This window comes from Yersinia alsatica (assembly GCF_025133195.1).
In the GTDB taxonomy this organism is placed as follows: Bacteria; Pseudomonadota; Gammaproteobacteria; order Enterobacterales; family Enterobacteriaceae; genus Yersinia; species Yersinia alsatica.
The window spans coordinates 2,691,809-2,710,059 of the sequence record NZ_CP104006.1 but is presented as its reverse complement, the minus strand read 5'-3'; the positions used below and the strand labels follow the sequence as shown (position 1 = coordinate 2,710,059).

Sequence of the window (18,251 nt, the reverse complement as noted above, 5' to 3'; positions counted from 1 at the left end):
GTTATTGAGACTTTCTGAGCACAAAAAAAGGGAGGCTTTCGCCTCCCTTTTGCACTCCCCATACCTGAATTAATGGTTACGAATGTATTCGTCCATATCTGTTTTCAGGTTATCAGATTTAGTCCCGAAGATAGCTTGAACGCCTGAGCCTGCAACCACAACGCCCGCAGCACCCAATTTCTTCAGACCAGCCTGGTCAACCTTGGATACATCCGCCACGCTAACGCGCAGACGAGTGATACAGGCATCAAGGTTAGTGATGTTTTCTTTACCACCGAACGCATTGACCAGTGCTGCTGACATTTCTGTGCCGCCTTGTACAGTTTGCTCAGTAGAGTTCTCTTCACGACCGGGTGTTTTCAGATCCAGTTTGGCAATCAGTACACGGAAGATGGTGTAGTACACCAGACCGTAGCAGATACCCACCAGAGGGAACAGCCAGATACGGCTGCTGTTGCCACTCAGGACGACGAAGTCAATCAAGCCGTGGGAGAAGCTGGTACCGTCACGCATCCCAAGCAGGATACAGATTGGGAACGCCAGACCAGCCAGAATTGCATGGATAACATACAAGATTGGCGCCACGAACATGAAGGAGAATTCGATTGGCTCGGTAATACCGGTTAAGAAGGAGGTCAGTGCCGCAGAGATCATAATCCCGCCCACTTTCGCCCGGTTTTCCGGTTTAGCGGAATGCCAGATTGCAATTGCAGCCGCTGGTAAGCCGTACATTTTGAACAGGAAACCGCCAGACAGTTTGCCCGCAGTTGGGTCGCCCGCCATATAACGAGGAATGTCACCGTGGAATACCTGACCCGCTGCGTTGGTGTATTCACCAATTTGCATTTGGAATGGTACGTTCCAGATATGGTGCAGACCGAATGGTACTAACGCACGTTCAACCACGCCGTAGATACCAAAGGCAACAACTGAGTTCTGATAAGCAGCCCACTGAGAGAATGTCTGGATCGCAGTGCCGATAGGTGGCCACACGAAGGACAGAATCACACCCACGAAGATCGCGGTGAAACCAGAGATAATCGGAACGAAACGTTTACCCGCAAAGAAGCCCAGATATTCAGGTAGCTGAATACGGTAGAAGCGGTTAAACATGTACGCGGCTATTGCACCAGCAATAATCCCGCCCAGTACCCCGGTATCAGCTAAATGCTTGGCAGCAATTTCTTCTGCTGGAAGATGCAAGACCAGCGGTGCGACAACAGCCATGGTTTTCACCATGATGCCGTAAGCAACAACTGCCGCCAACGCGGATACACCGTCGTTATTGGTAAAGCCAAGTGCAACGCCAATAGCAAAGATTAATGCCATGTTAGCAAAAACGGAACCGCCTGCTTCTGCCATTACGTGAGAGACTACCGTTGGTAGCCAGCTAAAATTCGCGGAACCGACACCCAGCAGAATACCTGCGATGGGTAAGACGGATACCGGTAGCATTAGCGATTTACCTACCTTTTGCAGGTTTGCAAATGCGTTCTTAAACATAGTTGAGTGAGCTCCTGAGTAAATAGTGCTTTTTCTGCTTTTTTCTCGCGTTTATTGGCATTACAAAGGGGGGAGTAAGCCTTTGCGAATAAGGGTGTCTAAAGCACCCTTTTAATTTTTACGAAGAGTAAAATAAATAGCCTGCTTAATGTTTGATGGCAGTCACGTTTCTTTCAAGAAAGCGCCTAATTTGATTCAAATCGCGCATTTTTTGTAAAAAAACGTCAATAAGCCCTGCCCTCACCCACTAAATCGGGTGAGAACATTACTCGTTTCGGCGATTAATTACGAGCTTAAAAAAAAGTATTATTAAGGAAGTTGCTGCGTATCACTGGAGAGGATCGACGATTCCAGATGAAACAACCGGCAGAAGTTATCTGTCGTGGCTTGAGCCAGGGATTCAAGACTTACGCCTTTCAGTACCGCCATATACTCTGCAACATCACGGACATAGGCCGGTTGGTTCTCTTTACCACGATGAGGAACTGGCGCCAGATAAGGCGAATCCGTTTCAACTAACAACCTGTCCAGCGGCACGTAGCGGGCAACATCTCGCAGTTGTTCTGCATTGCGGAAAGTCAGGATCCCAGAGAAAGAGATGTAAAAACCCAAGTCCAATAAGGTGGCTGCCGTCGCTTTATCTTCTGTAAAGCAGTGTAAAACGCCGCCGCACTCTTGTGCCTGTTCCTCACGCAAAATAGCCAATGTGTCTTCACGAGCATCGCGCGTATGCACAATGACCGGCTTATTTAATTTGCGGCCAATACGAATATGTTCGCGGAAAGAAGCTTGTTGCAGTGGGATATTATCTTGCTGATAGAAGTAATCCAGCCCGGTTTCCCCCATCGCAACTACATTATCTGCCGCTGCCAGAGTAGCAAGTTGCTGAAAATCATAGCCGCCATCAAGGTTCAGCGGGTGAACACCACAGGAAAACGCGACATTTTTTCGCGCCCCGATAAGGGATATCATAGCCGAAAAGCCCGGCAATGTGGTGGCAACCGCCAGAACAAAGCCGACATCTCGCGCCTGTGCTTTGGCTAATACATCATCGACACTGCTATGCAGCGTCTGGTAATCAAGGCTATCAAGGTGGCAATGAGAATCTACTAACAACATAATAATCCAAGTTTTCTAGGTATTTAATGAAGATGAGGTGGAATAGGCACCGGTCGTCAGGGCGGTTTCCCAGTTAAGCAGCAACTCGGTGAGCAATAATTCACGATTAACCCCCACCACCGTTAATAATTGATGGCGGCAATGGCTCAGTTGTTTCGCTGACTGAAGCAATACCGGTGTCGTAGCGGCTTGCGCCAACTGCTGTACCAGCGGTAATTGGTCCTGATTGACGGCGAACTCACCCGCGCCTTGTTGCCATTTCAGAGCATCAAGCACTAACGAAGAGAGCCATTGGATGCGCTCAGGGGCGTCATCATGGTTAAGCTGCGGCAACAACGACAATAAATCTGAACTGTTCAGTGCACTACCCAGCGCGCCACATAAGGTGGTTCTGATGCCCCAACGTTCGAGTTGCAGCAAACGCTCGGCCGCCAACGGCGCGCCCTCACTCAATTTCAGCGCAGCCAGCATCGAGATGGGTTCAGCCTGAATTTGCCGATTGAGCCATTGTAAACTGAGCGCCGTATCCGGGCAGGCCAGATGCCAGTAAAAACAGCGGCTGCGCAGAGTGGCTAACAAACTGGCAGGCTGATGGCAATCTAGCAGGAAATAGGTTTTCTCTGGCGGCTCTTCTAAGGTTTTCAGCAAGGCATTCGCTGCGGCATCGGTCAGCAACTCAGCATGAGGCAGCCACACCACTTTTGCCCCCCCTTGCTGGGCATGAGAATAGAGTTTTTCAATCTGTTGGCGCACCAACTCAACACCGATACTGCTTTTGCCTTTATCTGGCGCCAGCACATACCAATCGGGATGATTACCCGCCAACATTAGACGGCAGCTGTGGCATTCACCGCAGCTTTTCTCGCCTTGTCGCTGCTGGCACATCAACCAGCGGCTGATGCCATAAATTAGCGCTTCCTCGCCATTTCCGGGCAAAGAGTGCAGTAATAATGCATGATGACCACGCCCGGCAATCTGCTGCCCTACCCACTGACGGTAAGGCGCGGTAAGCCACGGGTACCATTTCATTACGCTGTTTCCCGGTTGATTAGCCACTGCTTAAGCACCTGACTGATAGATTCACTTACCTGTTCAATAGGCTGGGAAGCATCAATAGTTTTAATACTGGAATCTGCGGCGGCCAACTCAAGATAACGCGCACGAGTGCGTTCGAAAAAGGCCAATGACTCTTGTTCAATACGGTCTAATTCGCCACGGGCGCGAGCACGCGCGAGACCAACCACCGGGGGGAGGTCCAGATACAGTGTTAAATCGGGGCGAAACTCACCTAATACCGTGTCACGTAATGATGTCATCAGCTTGCTATCAATCCCGCGCCCTCCGCCCTGATAAGCCTGTGATGACAAATCATGGCGATCGCCGACCACCCAACTGCCGCGGGCCAGCGCCGGTTTGATAACATTTTCAACCAATTGCACCCGAGCGGCATATAACATCAACACTTCGGCTTTATCAGTCAGAACCTCACCGTCGATACCTTGCTTAATCAAATCACGCAGTTTTTCTGCCAGTGGCGTCCCTCCCGGCTCGCGGGTAAAGACAATATCGTTAATCCCCTGGGCGCGTAGCGTGGCAACCACGGTGTCTTTGGCGGTGGTTTTCCCTGCCCCTTCAAGCCCTTCAATAACGATAAATTTACTGTTCATTTTTATCCTTGAGCGATTGGCGATAAACCCGCACCGCTTGGTTATGGCTGGCTAAATTGGTGGTAAAAGTGTGCCCGCCCTTGCCGTCAGCCACAAAGTAGAGATAAGCCGTCTTGGCCGGATGAGCGGCAGCAGTTAACGAGGCCAGCCCCGGCATGGCAATCGGCGTCGGCGGCAAACCAGAAATTGTATAGGTATTATAAGGCGTCGGGGTATCTAAGTCTTTACGGCTAATGTTGCCATTATACTTATCGCCCATGCCATAAATTACCGTCGGGTCAGTTTGCAGACGCATGCCAATACGCAAGCGGTTGATAAATACTGACGCCACTTTGGTTCTTTCTTCATTGACGGCGGTTTCTTTTTCGATGATTGATGCCATGGTGACCAATTCACCCGGCGTTTTATAAGGCAACGATTTATCACGCCCTTGCCAAATTTCATCGACTGTTTTTTCCATCTTCACATGGGCACGTTTGAGCAATGCCAAGTCAGTGGTTCCAGCAGTATATGAATAGGTATCCGGGTAGAGCCAACCTTCAGGATGCTCGCTATCTTTCAGCCCCAGCAAGACCGCGATTTCCGCATCGCTCTTACCTGCCAATACATGCTTTATATATTTTGATTGCTGTAATTCATCCAGCCAATCACGCAGCCGCTTACCTTCCACAAAGCGCACCGTAAATTGTGCTTCTTTGCCGCTGGCGAGCAGCTCTAACATGCCGCGAACTGTCATTCCGGGGGGAAAACGGTAGGTACCCGCTTTAAATTTGGCCAACTCTGGCTCAATACGCAGTAACCATGGGAACCAGCGGGTGTTCTTAATCAGATGATCACGTTGCAGTAAATTCTCCAACCCAACCCGGCCGGTCCCCGCAGGGAGCTTGAATAGGGTCTCTTGCTGGATAGCCAATGGCTGGTCCGCAAAATCTTGTACTCTCTGGTAACCCAACAGCAGTAATCCCAAACAGATCACAACAAACAGGATTATTGCTCTGGTGCTTTTTATTTTCATCGGGCGGCCATCTTCAAATTAAAGGTAGTCATAAACACAAAGAATCAGAACTTTTGTCAACCATGACTCAGATATCACAGCAATGCTGGCTGAGAAAATCAAACAGCTGCCGCGAGTGATACTCCCTCTCGTGGGTGCGACTCACTGGCAGTATCGGCATCAGTGCATTACACAGCATAACTTCATCGGCATCGGCCAGCACCGCTGGAGGTTGCACCACCATCGTCACTGACCTGCCGAGAGCAGCCAGGCAGGCGATTATTCTCTGGCGCATAATGCCATCGACACCTGATTGACTCAGATCCGGGGTAAAGATTTCATCACCTTTGCGCCAGAATAAATTAGCCGCACAGCATTCCACCAGCATGCCTTCAGTGTCAAGTACCAGTGCCTCATCAGCCTCTGTGTGCTCAAGATGCGCACGAATCAAGACTTGCTCCAGCCGATTCAGATGCTTAATGCCAGCCAATAAAGGGCTGCGCGCCAAAGGAACAGGACTGAGTGCCAATACTATGCCCCGCTCACGCCAGCTATTATATTGAGTTGGATAATCACTAAGAGAAATAATTCTGGTCGGATGCTGACATGCAGTACCGCTATAGCCACGTCCGCCGGTTCCCCGGCTGATAATGACCTTTAGCACGCCATCTTCTGTATGATTTGCCGCCTCAACCATTTCCTTGGTCAATGCATTCCAATTTACCGCGGGCATCAATAGCCGCTCTGTCGCCTGCTGCAAGCGTAATATGTGTTTATCAAGCCACACAACTCGGCCACGAGAGACTCTTGCGGTAGTAAAACAGCCGTCACCAAACTGCACAGAGCGGTCTGAAGCTGAAATCAAACTTTGTTCAACACCATTAATCCAGAACATTCAGATTCTCTTTAAATGGAATGGGTACAGTATCAGATTTAAGCCAATAGCTATTTTAAGACAATTTTTATGGCGGGATGTTATGAAGAACGGGTGGTGAACTTAATAAAAGACCCGGAAAACCGGGTCTTTTAGCCACTGGCGCTTAACAGTTATGATTATACCTTACGGAAAACCAAAGAACCGTTAGTGCCGCCGAAGCCGAAGGAGTTACACAGGGTGTACTCCATATCTTTTACCTGACGAGCTTCATGCGGTACAAAGTCCAAATCACAACCTTCATCTGGGTTATCCAGGTTAATGGTTGGCGGAATGGCCTGATCACGCAAAGCTAACACAGTAAAGATAGACTCAACTGCACCTGCCGCACCTAACAAGTGCCCAGTCATGGATTTGGTGGAACTGACCATCACTTTATAGGCATCTTCACCAAATACAGACTTAACTGCCTGCGTCTCGGCTTTATCGCCAGCAGGAGTTGAGGTACCGTGGGCATTGATATAGCCGATTTGAGACGTGCTCACACCCGCATCACGTAAAGCATTAACCATGGCCAGAGCTGCGCCAGAACCGTCTTCCGGTGGCGAGGTCATGTGATAAGCATCGCTGCTCATCCCAAACCCAACAACTTCTGCATAGATTTTCGCGCCACGTTTCTTCGCGTGTTCGTACTCTTCCAGCACCATCATGCCAGCGCCATCACCCAGCACGAAACCGTCACGGTCTTTATCCCATGGGCGACTTGCTGCCTGTGGGTTATCGTTGCGAGTTGATAATGCTCGAGCAGCACCAAAGCCACCAACACCCAGTGGTGTACTGGCCTTTTCAGCCCCACCGGCCACCATAACATCAGCATCATTGTAAGCAATGATACGAGCTGCGTGACCGATGTTGTGCACACCAGAAGTACATGCTGTCGCGATAGAGATGCTTGGCCCACGCAAACCATACATAATGGTCAAGTGGCCGGCAATCATGTTAACAATGGTTGAAGGCACGAAGAATGGGCTGATTTTACGTGGCCCACCGTTCACCAGCGAGGTGTGGTTTTCTTCAATCAGACCCAAGCCACCAATACCAGAACCAATAGCGGCACCGATACGTGAAGCATTGGCTTCTGTTACTTCAAGCCCGGAGTCTTGCATGGCTTGCATGCCAGCCGCGACACCGTACTGTATGAAGGCATCCATTTTGCGTGCATCTTTACGCGAAATGTAATCTTCACAATTGAAATCTTTTACTAAGCCAGCAAATCGCGTTGCATAGGCACTAGTATCGAAATGGTCGATCAGGCTGATGCCACTCTGCCCGGCAAGAACAGCTTTCCATGTGGATTCGACTGTACTACCGACAGGAGACAACATGCCCAGTCCAGTCACAACAACTCGACGCTTAGACACGGTTGTCCTCCAAGGAGGGAAAATAACACTTAGGACAAAAAAAACTTAGGCGGTCGAGTGACCGCCTAACTATCTAAACTTAAAGCATGTACGCTTACTGCTGGTTAGCGTTGATAAAATCAATAGCTGCCTGAACAGTAGTGATTTTTTCTGCTTCTTCGTCTGGAATCTCAGTATCAAATTCTTCTTCCAGAGCCATTACCAGCTCAACGGTGTCCAGAGAATCCGCGCCAAGATCTTCAACGAAAGAAGCACTGTTCTTCACTTCGTCTTCTTTAACACCCAGTTGTTCAACGATGATTTTCTTAACGCGTTCTTCGATAGTGCTCATACTCTTAAATTTCCTATCAAAACTCGCTTTCGCGATGGTTTTCGTAGTGTATAAAATGTTGAAAAAGATGCAACTAAATCTCGGCTGGTCAAACCACGATTTTACGCTATTTTGCGGTTTTTACCTCAAATAACGCAAATACTTTCGTGATTTTTAAATCATATACATGCCGCCATTGACATGTAACGTTTCACCAGAGATGTAGCTGGCCTCGTCAGAGGCTAAAAATGCAACAGCGCTGGCGATTTCTTTTGCTTGCCCAAGCCGGTTAGCTGGTACTTGGGCTAAAATGCCTGCGCGTTGATCATCTGTCAACGCCGTCGTCATGTCTGTCTCAATAAAGCCAGGTGCCACAACGTTGACAGTAATGCCACGTGAAGCAACCTCACGCGCCAAAGACTTGCTAAAACCGATCAGACCCGCTTTAGCTGCCGCGTAGTTAACCTGCCCCGCATTGCCCATTGTCCCAACCACAGAACCGATGGTGATGATGCGCCCAAACCGCTTTTTCATCATAGCGCGCATTACCGCTTTTGACAGGCGGAATACGGAAGTCAGATCGGTGTCAATAATATCCTGCCACTCTTCATCCTTCATACGCATCAGCAGGTTATCACGCGTAATACCTGCATTATTCACTAAAATGTCGACTTCTCCAAATTCCGCACGAATCGTTGCCAAAACTGACTCGATTGACGCGGGATCTACGACATTCAGCATTAAACCTTTGCCATGCTCGCCCAGGTAGGCGCTAATTGCTTCTGCGCCCTTTTCACTGGTCGCCGTACCAATAACACGGGCACCACGTTCAGCCAATAATTCTGCAATCGCACGGCCGATACCGCGACTAGCGCCAGTTACTAGCGCAATTTTTCCTTCGAAGCTCATGTTACCCTCTTTCTTAGTTTTCAAGCGCGCTGGTTAGCGTGGCAACATCGTTTACCGGTGCTGCAGCTAAAGTATCAACGATACGCTTGGTCAAGCCAGTCAAGACTTTACCCGGCCCAACTTCTAACAGCAGCTCAACGCCTTCTGCTGCGATAAATTCAACACTCTCAGTCCAACGTACCGGATTATATAACTGACGCACCAGTGCGCTGCGGATAGCTTCTGGTGACACTTCAGTTTTCACATCTACGTTGTTAACAACAGGGAATAATGGTGCCTGGAATTCGATCTCTTCCAGTGCAATGGCCAATTTGTCCGCTGCGGGCTTCATCAGCGCACAATGGGATGGCACACTTACCGGCAGCGGTAATGCGCGTTTGGCACCGGCGGCTTTACAAGCAGCACCCGCACGTTCTACCGCATCTTTATTACCCGCAATGACCACCTGACCCGGTGAGTTAAAGTTTACTGGCGAGACCACCTGCCCTTGCGCTGACTCTTCACAAGCTTTAGCAATGGATTCATTATCCAAACCGATAATGGCATACATTGCGCCGGTACCTTCAGGTACCGCTTCCTGCATCAGCTTGCCACGTAACTCAACCAGACGAACCGCCTGTTTGAAATCCAGAACGCCAGCACAAACCAGAGCCGAATACTCACCCAGACTGTGGCCTGCCATCATCGCTGGCAGTTTGCCGCCCTGATGTTGCCAAACACGCCAGATAGCCACAGAGGCTGTCAGCAATGCTGGCTGCGTCTGCCACGTTTTGTTCAATTCTTCAGCTGGGCCTTGTTGCACCAGCTGCCAGAGTGAGTAGCCCAGAACAGATGAGGCTTCACTGAAGGTCTCTTCAACTATCGGAAATTGTGCGGCCAAATCAGCCAGCATGCCAAGGGATTGAGAGCCCTGGCCTGGAAATACCATTGCAAATTTTGACATTTTGCTTTCCTGTTAAATCAAAAGACTTTCTGTTAAATCAAAAACGAACCAGCGCAGAGCCCCAGGTAAAGCCGCCGCCAAACGCTTCTAGCAGCACTAACTGCCCACGTTGAATACGCCCATCTCTTACCGCTTCGTCCAGCGCAGCAGGTACAGATGCCGCAGAGGTGTTGCCATGACGATCAAGCGTGATCACCACTTTATCCATCCCCATGCCTAATTTTTTAGCCGTTGCGCTGATGATACGCAGGTTAGCTTGATGCGGTACCAGCCAATCCAGCGCTGAGCGATCCAGATTATTGGCCTGCAACGTCTCGTCCACAATGTGGGCAAGTTCCGTCACCGCAACTTTAAATACTTCATTCCCGGCCATCGTGACATAGGCGGGTTGGTCTTGTTGTTGGCGATCCTGATACGGTAACGCCAGCAAATCACCATAACGACCATCAGCATGCAAATGGGTCGAAATAATACCTTGTTCTTCAGATGCACCTAATACAACAGCACCCGCGCCATCACCAAACAGAATAATCGTGCCGCGGTCTTCAGGATTCAATGCGCGAGACAACACATCTGAACCAATGACGATGGCATTTTTGACCGCACCACTTTTAACGTATTGATCAGCCACACTCAGTGCATAGGTAAAACCAGCACAGGCTGCTGCTAAATCAAAAGAGGCTGAATCTTTAATGCCCAGCATTTGCTGCACCTGACAAGCCGAGCTTGGGAAAGCATGACTTGAGGAGGTGGTAGCAACGATAATCAGCCCGATATCGTCCTTATCAATACCGGCCATCTCCAGCGCTTTTTCAGCTGCATGGAAACCCATGGTTGCGACTGTTTCATCCAAACCAGCGATACGTCGCTCACGAATACCTGTCCGAGTCACAATCCACTCGTCCGAGGTATCCACCATTTTTTCTAAATCAGCATTACTGCGCACTTGTACGGGCAGATAACTCCCCGTACCGAGAATCTTAGTATACATGTACGATCAGTCACTCTTGGGTAATACCGCTTCAAGGCGCGCGGCAATCCGCTCAGGGACTTGCCGCTGCACCGCCTGCACAGCCTGTTCGATTGCGACGGCGAATGCTCGTTGATTCGCCGCGCCGTGGCTCTTGATTACGATGCCCCGTAATCCTAACAGACATGCACCATTATACTGGTCGGGGTTCAAATGACCGAACCGCTTCGCCACGCGTTTTTGCAGCCAACGCCCAATGAGTTTAAGCCACCAGGACTGTTTACCGCCATCGCCCGATGATTTGAGCAGTGACAAGAACATTCTTATCACACCTTCCATGGTCTTTAGAGTGACGTTACCCACGAAGCCGTCACAAACCATTACATCGGTCTTCCCTGTCAGCAGATCATTGCCTTCCAGGTAACCAATATAGTTGATCGCCGGTGTATTTTTTAATACTGCGGCGGCTTCGCGGATATTATCTAGCCCCTTGGTTTCCTCTTCACCGATATTCAGCAAAGCAACACGGGGGTTGGTTATCCCGACAACTTCTTCTGCCATCACCGAACCCATGACAGCAAATTGCACTAACATCGTGCTATCACATTCAACGTTGGCCCCTAAATCCAACACCACAGTTTTGCTGCGCTGTTGATTTGGGATGACGGTCATCAACGCCGGGCGCTCTATTCCATCCAATGGCTTGATAGTCATCTTCGCCAACCCCATCAATGCCCCAGTATTCCCTGCACTCACGCAAGCTTCGGCTTCGCCGTTTTTAACCAGTTCCAATGCTATGCGCATGGAAGTACCACGGCTGGCACGGATAGCTTGTGAGGGTTTAGCATCGCCAGCAATAACATGCTCAGCGGCGATTACCTGTAACCTTTCCAGCAACAAAGGATCGGCATTAACAAGTAACGGAGTGATGGTGTCGGGGTTCCCGACCAGCAGGAGTTTAAGCTGTGGATTAGAGGCCAGTGCCTGCAATGAAGCAGGCACTGTGACGCAGGGACCGAAGTCCCCACCCATTGCATCTAACGCTAGGGTTAGACAAGTCAAGGTATCGCCTTGCTAAAGATTAGCAAGTACTACTCAGCCGATAACCTTGCGGCCGCGGTAGAAACCGTCGGCTGTGATGTGGTGACGCAGGTGAGTTTCACCGGAAGTTTTGTCCACAGACAGAGTGGCAGTGGTCAGCGCATCGTGTGAACGGCGCATGCCACGTTTGGAACGAGTTGGTTTGTTCTGTTGTACGGCCATTGACCTTACTCCTTAATTACTTTCTTTAAACTGGCTAATACGGCAAATGGATTAGGTTTCTCCGCCTCTTCAGGCAGTTTGCCAAATACCATGTCCGCCTCGGACACTTCACAGTGTTCAGAATCATGTACCGGAACGACAGGCAGTGAAAGAATAATTTCGTCTTCAATCATTGCCAGCAGATCAACTTCGCCAAATTCGTCGACTTCGATCGGCTCGTACGCTTCCGGTAATGCTTCAGCCTGCTCATCATTGACGATCGGGCTAAAACAATACGTTGTATGAACATGGTGTGCAAACGTGTTACCACAGCGCTGACACATCAATGTTACATCGACGTCTGCATGACCTGTAATAACCGCCAGGCGCTGATTATCGATATTAAACGATAATGAGGCCACGACATCGCTGTCCACACTTACCACTGAGTCGGCTACACGTGTAACCTGCTCAGGTGAATAGATACCTGCGTAATCTAAACGTTTCTGAGCGGTACGAACCGCATCAATGGTCAGGGGTAATTTTACCTTTTGCATAGGGCGCGCATATTAACTTTGTAACGACATAGAGTCAAAGAAAAAGGCCTTTTTACCGCACCTTTCACCAATATTCGCTTCCGAAGCGGTAGACAGTTTAAAATGCCTGATAAAATTACGCTACGATTTATGGAAAATATTATGCCGCAACTGGTTCTTGCCTCAACATCATCTTATCGCCGTGCGCTGCTGGAAAAGCTGCAATTACCCTTTATTACTGATGCACCAGACGCAGATGAGACCCCATTACCCGCAGAAACCGCCAGTGCGTTGGTGCAACGATTAGCCTTGGCTAAGGCCAAAGCGTTGGCAGCACGTTATCCGCAGCATTTAATTATCGGCTCTGACCAAGTCTGTGTTATTAACGGAGAAATTGTTGGAAAACCGCATAACCATACAAATGCAGTCAAACAATTAGAACAAGCCAGCGGTCAATGTGTCACTTTTTATACTGGACTGGTGCTGCTAAATACAGCAACAGAAAGTCATAATTGTCTTTGCGAGACATTTGATGTTTATTTCCGCACGTTAAGCAAAGCAGAAATTGAAGGCTATTTAGTACGGGAACAACCGTGGAATTGTGCGGGTAGTTTTAAAAGTGAAGGTTTGGGGATTACATTATTTGATAGGTTATCAGGCCGCGATCCAAATACGCTCATCGGCCTGCCATTAATTGCCCTCACCCAAATGTTGATTGAGCAAGGGCTGAATCCATTACTGGTAAAATGACCGTTTTTTAAACTGCGGCTTTTTTACGTAATACCGACAGGCAATGGCGCAACTGATTATCTAATGGTGCTTCAATGCGCATTGTCTCTCCGGTATTAGGATGCTCAAAACGCAGGGCCGCCGCATGCAGGAACAAACGGTGTAGACCGGTCCCTTGCAATTGCTGATCAAATTCACGGTCGCCGTAACGATCATCAAAGGCAATCGGGTGGCCAGCATGCAGGGCATGAACACGAATTTGGTGTGTCCGGCCAGTAATGGGGCTGGCTTTGACCAACGTAGCATGTTCAAAACGTTCTTCTATTTTAAAGCGCGTTTCTGAGGGTTTGCCTTCGCTGCTGACTTTCACCATGCGCTCGCCACTCTGCATAATATTTTTAAGCAAAGGTGCCTGTACCGCTTTGCAATGAGGTTGCCATTGACCACGCACTAACGCTAAATAGTCTTTCTGCATTCCTTTCAAACGCAACTGTTCATGCAACGAACGTAAAGCCGAGCGTTTTTTGGCGACCAACAACACACCGGAAGTATCGCGGTCAAGGCGGTGGACCAATTCCAGGAAGCGAGCCTCCGGGCGCAATGCCCGCAATGCTTCAATAACGCCAAAACTCAAACCGCTGCCGCCATGCACCGCAGTGCCAGAAGGTTTGTTCAGCACTAACAGATAGTCATCTTCAAATAAAATGCACTCGGCCAGCGCGGCAACTTTATCAAGTTTAGCTGATACCTGAATCTCTTCGCGCTCAGCAACACGTACCGGCGGTACACGCACCACATCACCGTCAACCAGTTTATATTCTGGCTTAATACGCCCTTTATTAACGCGGACCTCACCTTTGCGAACGATTCGGTAGATCATACTCTTTGGCACACCTTTCAATTTAGTGAGCAAAAAGTTATCGATCCGCTGACCCGCTTCGTCGGCAGAAATGGTGATTAATTGTACTACTGGATTATTCGTTTTCATGGGGCGCGATTCTAAATACACCGAGGAATTAGCGCCACCCCTTTTTATGTGCTTAACTGTGAATCTGGCTATTTAAAGATAACGTTTGCGTGCATTTATTGTTTAATAAGACAACGATAGCCGTCAACACTGTGAAAACAGTAAAAGAATCTTTACGTAGGTAGGTAAAGTCATCTTGCTATATCAGTGTCAGCAATGGAATAATGTGATTAATTCTGCGTTGATTCTCGTTAGACCAAGAGACTAGTGGAATAATAAACTTTGCCTGATCACACAAAAACGCAGCAATGGCGTAAGACGTAATGTGAAATCAAGCAATTAGCGGGCTGCGGGTTGCAGCTTGGTCGGCAAGTGGGTAAAGCTCTGTTGTCTTATATTCAGAAGCTGCCCTTTATATAAAAGCGCTGTTTTTCAGAAAGAAACACAGGCTTACCGAAATAATGCGCCCCTATGCAGGCGACAACCGTGAGGTTGACGGCTTTGCTAGAAGACTCGGGGTCATCGGTTTACCCGACCATGAGGTTATTTTGCCCGCAGTTCTAATGACAATGTAAAAATAACGAGTAAGTTAAAGATGAAAAGAATGTTGATTAACGCAACTCAGCAAGAAGAGTTGCGTGTTGCCCTTGTAGATGGACAGCGGCTGTATGATTTGGATATTGAAAGCCCAGGTCATGAACAGAAAAAAGCGAATATTTACAAAGGCAAAATCACCCGAATCGAACCCAGTCTGGAAGCCGCTTTTGTTGATTACGGCGCTGAACGACATGGTTTCCTCCCACTAAAAGAAATTTCTCGCGAATATTTCCCTAGTAATTATTCCTCCCATGGCCGCCCAAACATCAAAGATGTGCTGCGCGAAGGCCAGGAAGTTATTGTTCAGGTTGATAAAGAAGAGCGCGGTAATAAAGGTGCTGCACTGACGACGTTTATCAGTCTGGCCGGTAGTTATTTAGTTCTGATGCCAAACAACCCACGTGCCGGTGGTATTTCTCGCCGCATCGAAGGTGATGACCGTACTGAACTGAAAGAAGCCTTATCCTCCCTGCAATTGCCTGATGGCATGGGTCTGATTGTGCGTACCGCAGGTGTTGGTAAATCTGCTGATGCGCTGCAATGGGACTTATCATTCCGTCTTAAGCACTGGGATGCGATAAAAAAAGCCGCTGAAGGTCGCCCTGCGCCATTCTTGATTCATCAGGAAAGTAACGTGATTGTCCGTGCTTTCCGTGATTATCTGCGCCCGGACATCGGCGAAATCCTGATCGATAACCCAAAAGTTCTCGAACTGGCTAAAGAGCATATCGCTGCACTGGGTCGCCCTGATTTCAGCAGCAAAATCAAATTGTATAGTGGTGAAATTCCATTATTCAGCCACTACCAGATTGAGTCACAGATTGAATCTGCATTCCAACGTGAAGTGCGTCTGCCTTCCGGTGGCTCTATCGTTATCGATACCACAGAAGCCTTGACCGCGATTGATATCAACTCCGCGCGAGCAACTCGTGGTGGCGATATCGAAGAAACCGCTTTCAATACCAACCTTGAAGCGGCAGATGAAATTGCCCGTCAGTTACGTTTACGTGACTTGGGTGGCCTGATTGTTATCGACTTTATCGATATGACCCCGGTGCGCCACCAGCGTGAAGTGGAAAACCGGTTACGTGATGCCGTCCGTCAAGACCGCGCGCGTATCCAGATTGGCCGCATCTCACGCTTTGGTTTACTGGAAATGTCCCGTCAGCGCCTCAGCCCATCACTAGGTGAGTCGAGCCACCATGTGTGCCCACGCTGTAGCGGTACCGGTACCGTACGTGACAACGAATCTCTGTCACTTTCTATTCTGCGTTTGATTGAAGAAGAAGCGCTGAAAGAAAATACCCATGAAGTTCACGCGATTGTGCCGGTACAGATTGCCTCGTACCTGCTGAACGAAAAACGTGAATCCGTTAATGCCATCGAAAAACGCCAAGGCGGTGTACGTGCAGTGATCGTGCCAAACGATCAGATGCAAACCCCGCATTATTCGGTGCTGCGCGTCCGTAAAGGTGAAGAAGTTCCTTCTCTCAGCTATTTGCTGCCACAACTGCATGAAGCAGAAATGGCACAACCGCAGGAAGAAGCTGCTATTGAACGCAAACGTCCAGAACAACCGGCGCTGGCAACTTTCTCTCTACCAACTGAAGTGCCACCAGAAGCCACGCCTGCTACTGCGACGGTTAAGCCAACAGTGGCACCACAGGCTGCGGCATCAACAACGCCAGAGCAACCAGGCTTCTTTAGCCGTCTGTTCAGTGGCCTGAAGGGTATTTTCGCTGGTTCAGCAGAAGCTGAAGTCAAACCGGTTGAAGCTGAAAAAACTGAAACCAGCGAAAATCGCCGTAATGACCGCCGTAATCCTCGTCGTCAGAACAATGGCCGTAAAGATCGCAATGACCGCACACCACGTGAAGGTCGCGATAACTCAGGCCGTGACAACACCAATCGTGATAATTCCAATCGCGAAGGCCGTGAAGATCAGCGTCGCAACAAACGTCCTACTCAACAAGCTGCGGCACCACAGGCACAGACTGAAGTGGTTGATGCGGATAAAGCACAGCGTGAAGAGCAGCAGCCGCAGCGTCGTGGTGATCGTCAACGTCGTCGTCAAGATGACAAACGCCAGGCTCCACAAGATGTTAAAGCTAAAGTTGATGTTGCCGAGGTCAGTGTTGTAGAAGAGGTACAGCAGCCAGAGCAAGAAGAACGTCAACAGGTAATGCAGCGCCGTCAGCGTCGCCAATTGAATCAGAAAGTCCGTATTCAATCTGCCAATGATGAGCTGAATGTTTTGGAAAGTCCTGCTAGCGAGCCGGTGGCTAACATTGCCGCGCCAATCGTACAGGAAGAAGTGAAATTATTGCCACAAGCAACCCCTCAAGCTGATGATGACGTGGCTAACGATCGTAATGCCAATAATGAAAATGGCATGCCGCGTCGTTCTCGCCGTTCACCTCGCCATCTGCGTGTCAGTGGTCAGCGTCGTCGTCGCTATCGTGATGAACGTTACCCGACACAGTCTGCTATGCCTCTGGCGGGCGCTTTTGCCTCTCCAGAAATGGCATCGGGCAAAGTGTGGGTGCGTTACCCAGTAGCTCAACCGATCGAACAAGCCGCCTTTGTGGAAAATCCGGTTGAAGAGCAATTGCCTGTAGAGCAAGTGCAAGAAGTTGCAGTCGCCGCCGTTACTACTCCGATGATTGCAGCCCCTGTCGTCGTCGCTCCGGTTGTTACCACGGTTGCTGAAGTTGCCGCTCCGGCCCCAACCCCAGTAGCATCGCAGCATAAACCAGGCGGTTCTTCATCTTCAGCTGCAGCTGTACCTGGCCGCGCACCTGTGGTTGTCGAGCCAGCGATTGCTGTTGAAGCTGTAGCACCAGTGGCTGAAATTGCACCTGAAACTGAAGCCATCGCCGCAATTGCACCTGCTCCAACCGCGGTCGAGCCTGTAGTTGAAGAGACAGTAGTTGAAGAAACTGTAGCTGCGGAAACTGTGGTTGAAGAGACCATCGCGCCAGCAGCTGTAGTTGAAGAGACAACAGTTGAAGAGACGGCGGTTGAAGCCACTGTAGCGGAAGAAGTTGCAGTGGAAGAGACGGTTGTGGCAGCACCAGCACCAGAAGTTATTGCTGAAAAAGCCCCAGTTGAAGAAACCGCCGCGACTGAAACGCCAGTGGCAGAAGTTGCCGCTGAAGAGCAAATCGCGAGCGAAACTGTTGCAGAGAATGTGACTGAAGAAGCGAGTGTTACTGAACCAGTAACCGATGCCGCGCCAGTTGTCGTATCTCAACAGCCAGTGGTTGCTCAGCCTGACGGCGTGTTATTCAAGCACTATGCTTCAGCTCCAATGACTAAAGCTCCGGCACCTGATTATGCTCCGGCATCACCAGCCCAAGGCCATTGGGAACGTCCAGCCTTTGATTTTGCAGGTAAAGGCTCTGCGGGTGGTCATGCTGCAGCAACGCAGGCAACAGCACCAGCGACAAAACCACAATCGGTCGATTAAT

The 18,251-nt window shown here is 49.4% G+C and carries 17 protein-coding genes; 2 read left to right on the top strand and 15 right to left on the bottom strand.

Annotated features, from left to right (window positions below):
* Positions 1 to 69: 69 nt before the first annotated feature.
* From ptsG to yceD, 14 genes are all read right to left on the bottom strand, one after another.
* Positions 70 to 1,503 (bottom strand): PTS glucose transporter subunit IIBC, encoded by a 1,434-nt coding sequence (ptsG, locus tag N0H69_RS11915; RefSeq protein ID WP_050109062.1) that lies wholly within the window; start codon positions 1,501 to 1,503, stop codon positions 70 to 72.
* 309 nt (positions 1,504 to 1,812) lie between these two features.
* Positions 1,813 to 2,622 (bottom strand): metal-dependent hydrolase, encoded by an 810-nt coding sequence (locus N0H69_RS11910; RefSeq protein ID WP_050151090.1) that lies wholly within the window; start codon positions 2,620 to 2,622, stop codon positions 1,813 to 1,815.
* Between the two features lie 15 nt (positions 2,623 to 2,637).
* On the bottom strand, positions 2,638 to 3,651 hold the full coding sequence (gene holB, locus N0H69_RS11905; protein WP_050151089.1) for a DNA polymerase III subunit delta': 1,014 nt from the start codon (positions 3,649 to 3,651) through the stop codon (positions 2,638 to 2,640).
* Complete coding sequence (tmk, locus tag N0H69_RS11900) at positions 3,651 to 4,289, bottom strand: dTMP kinase (RefSeq protein WP_050109059.1); 639 nt, start codon at positions 4,287 to 4,289, stop codon at positions 3,651 to 3,653. The genes holB and tmk overlap by 1 nt, the downstream gene beginning before the upstream one ends.
* Complete coding sequence (mltG, locus tag N0H69_RS11895; RefSeq protein WP_050151088.1) at positions 4,279 to 5,304, bottom strand: endolytic transglycosylase MltG; 1,026 nt, start codon at positions 5,302 to 5,304, stop codon at positions 4,279 to 4,281. Before mltG ends, tmk begins: the two co-directional genes overlap by 11 nt.
* A 67-nt stretch (positions 5,305 to 5,371) precedes the next feature.
* Complete coding sequence (gene pabC / locus N0H69_RS11890; RefSeq protein WP_050151087.1) at positions 5,372 to 6,178, bottom strand: aminodeoxychorismate lyase; 807 nt, start codon at positions 6,176 to 6,178, stop codon at positions 5,372 to 5,374.
* A gap of 158 nt (positions 6,179 to 6,336) precedes the next feature.
* Positions 6,337 to 7,578 (bottom strand): beta-ketoacyl-ACP synthase II, encoded by a 1,242-nt coding sequence (fabF, locus tag N0H69_RS11885; protein ID WP_072077481.1) that lies wholly within the window; start codon positions 7,576 to 7,578, stop codon positions 6,337 to 6,339.
* 94 nt (positions 7,579 to 7,672) lie between these two features.
* On the bottom strand, positions 7,673 to 7,909 hold the full coding sequence (gene acpP, locus N0H69_RS11880; protein ID WP_002220787.1) for an acyl carrier protein: 237 nt from the start codon (positions 7,907 to 7,909) through the stop codon (positions 7,673 to 7,675).
* Between the two features lie 153 nt (positions 7,910 to 8,062).
* Positions 8,063 to 8,797 carry a 3-oxoacyl-ACP reductase FabG gene (fabG, locus tag N0H69_RS11875; protein ID WP_050109055.1) on the bottom strand — a complete coding sequence of 245 codons (735 nt, stop codon included), beginning with the start codon at positions 8,795 to 8,797 and terminating at the stop codon, positions 8,063 to 8,065.
* A 13-nt stretch (positions 8,798 to 8,810) separates the two neighbouring features.
* Entirely contained in the window at positions 8,811 to 9,740 is a 930-nt protein-coding gene (gene fabD / locus N0H69_RS11870) for an ACP S-malonyltransferase (protein ID WP_050109054.1), read from the bottom strand.
* Between the two features lie 37 nt (positions 9,741 to 9,777).
* Positions 9,778 to 10,731, bottom strand: a complete 954-nt coding sequence (locus N0H69_RS11865) for a beta-ketoacyl-ACP synthase III (protein WP_050109053.1) — start codon at positions 10,729 to 10,731, stop codon at positions 9,778 to 9,780.
* A gap of 6 nt (positions 10,732 to 10,737) precedes the next feature.
* Positions 10,738 to 11,772 carry a phosphate acyltransferase PlsX gene (gene plsX / locus N0H69_RS11860; protein WP_072077480.1) on the bottom strand — a complete coding sequence of 345 codons (1,035 nt, stop codon included), beginning with the start codon at positions 11,770 to 11,772 and terminating at the stop codon, positions 10,738 to 10,740.
* A 33-nt stretch (positions 11,773 to 11,805) separates the two neighbouring features.
* Entirely contained in the window at positions 11,806 to 11,973 is a 168-nt protein-coding gene (gene rpmF / locus N0H69_RS11855) for a 50S ribosomal protein L32 (RefSeq protein WP_002210931.1), read from the bottom strand.
* 5 nt (positions 11,974 to 11,978) lie between these two features.
* Positions 11,979 to 12,509 (bottom strand): 23S rRNA accumulation protein YceD, encoded by a 531-nt coding sequence (yceD, locus tag N0H69_RS11850; RefSeq protein WP_004709643.1) that lies wholly within the window; start codon positions 12,507 to 12,509, stop codon positions 11,979 to 11,981.
* 141 nt (positions 12,510 to 12,650) lie between these two features.
* Here yceD and N0H69_RS11845 point away from each other — a divergent pair, with 141 nt between their 5' ends.
* Complete coding sequence (locus N0H69_RS11845) at positions 12,651 to 13,238, top strand: Maf family protein (RefSeq protein WP_050151085.1); 588 nt, start codon at positions 12,651 to 12,653, stop codon at positions 13,236 to 13,238.
* 7 nt (positions 13,239 to 13,245) lie between these two features.
* Here the strand turns inward: N0H69_RS11845 and rluC are convergent, their stop codons facing one another.
* Entirely contained in the window at positions 13,246 to 14,205 is a 960-nt protein-coding gene (rluC, locus tag N0H69_RS11840) for a 23S rRNA pseudouridine(955/2504/2580) synthase RluC (protein WP_050109181.1), read from the bottom strand.
* A gap of 574 nt (positions 14,206 to 14,779) precedes the next feature.
* On the opposite strand from rluC, the gene rne reads away from it, so the two are divergent.
* On the top strand, positions 14,780 to 18,250 hold the full coding sequence (gene rne / locus N0H69_RS11835; RefSeq protein WP_050296554.1) for a ribonuclease E: 3,471 nt from the start codon (positions 14,780 to 14,782) through the stop codon (positions 18,248 to 18,250).
* The last annotated feature ends 1 nt before the right edge of the window (position 18,251 follow it).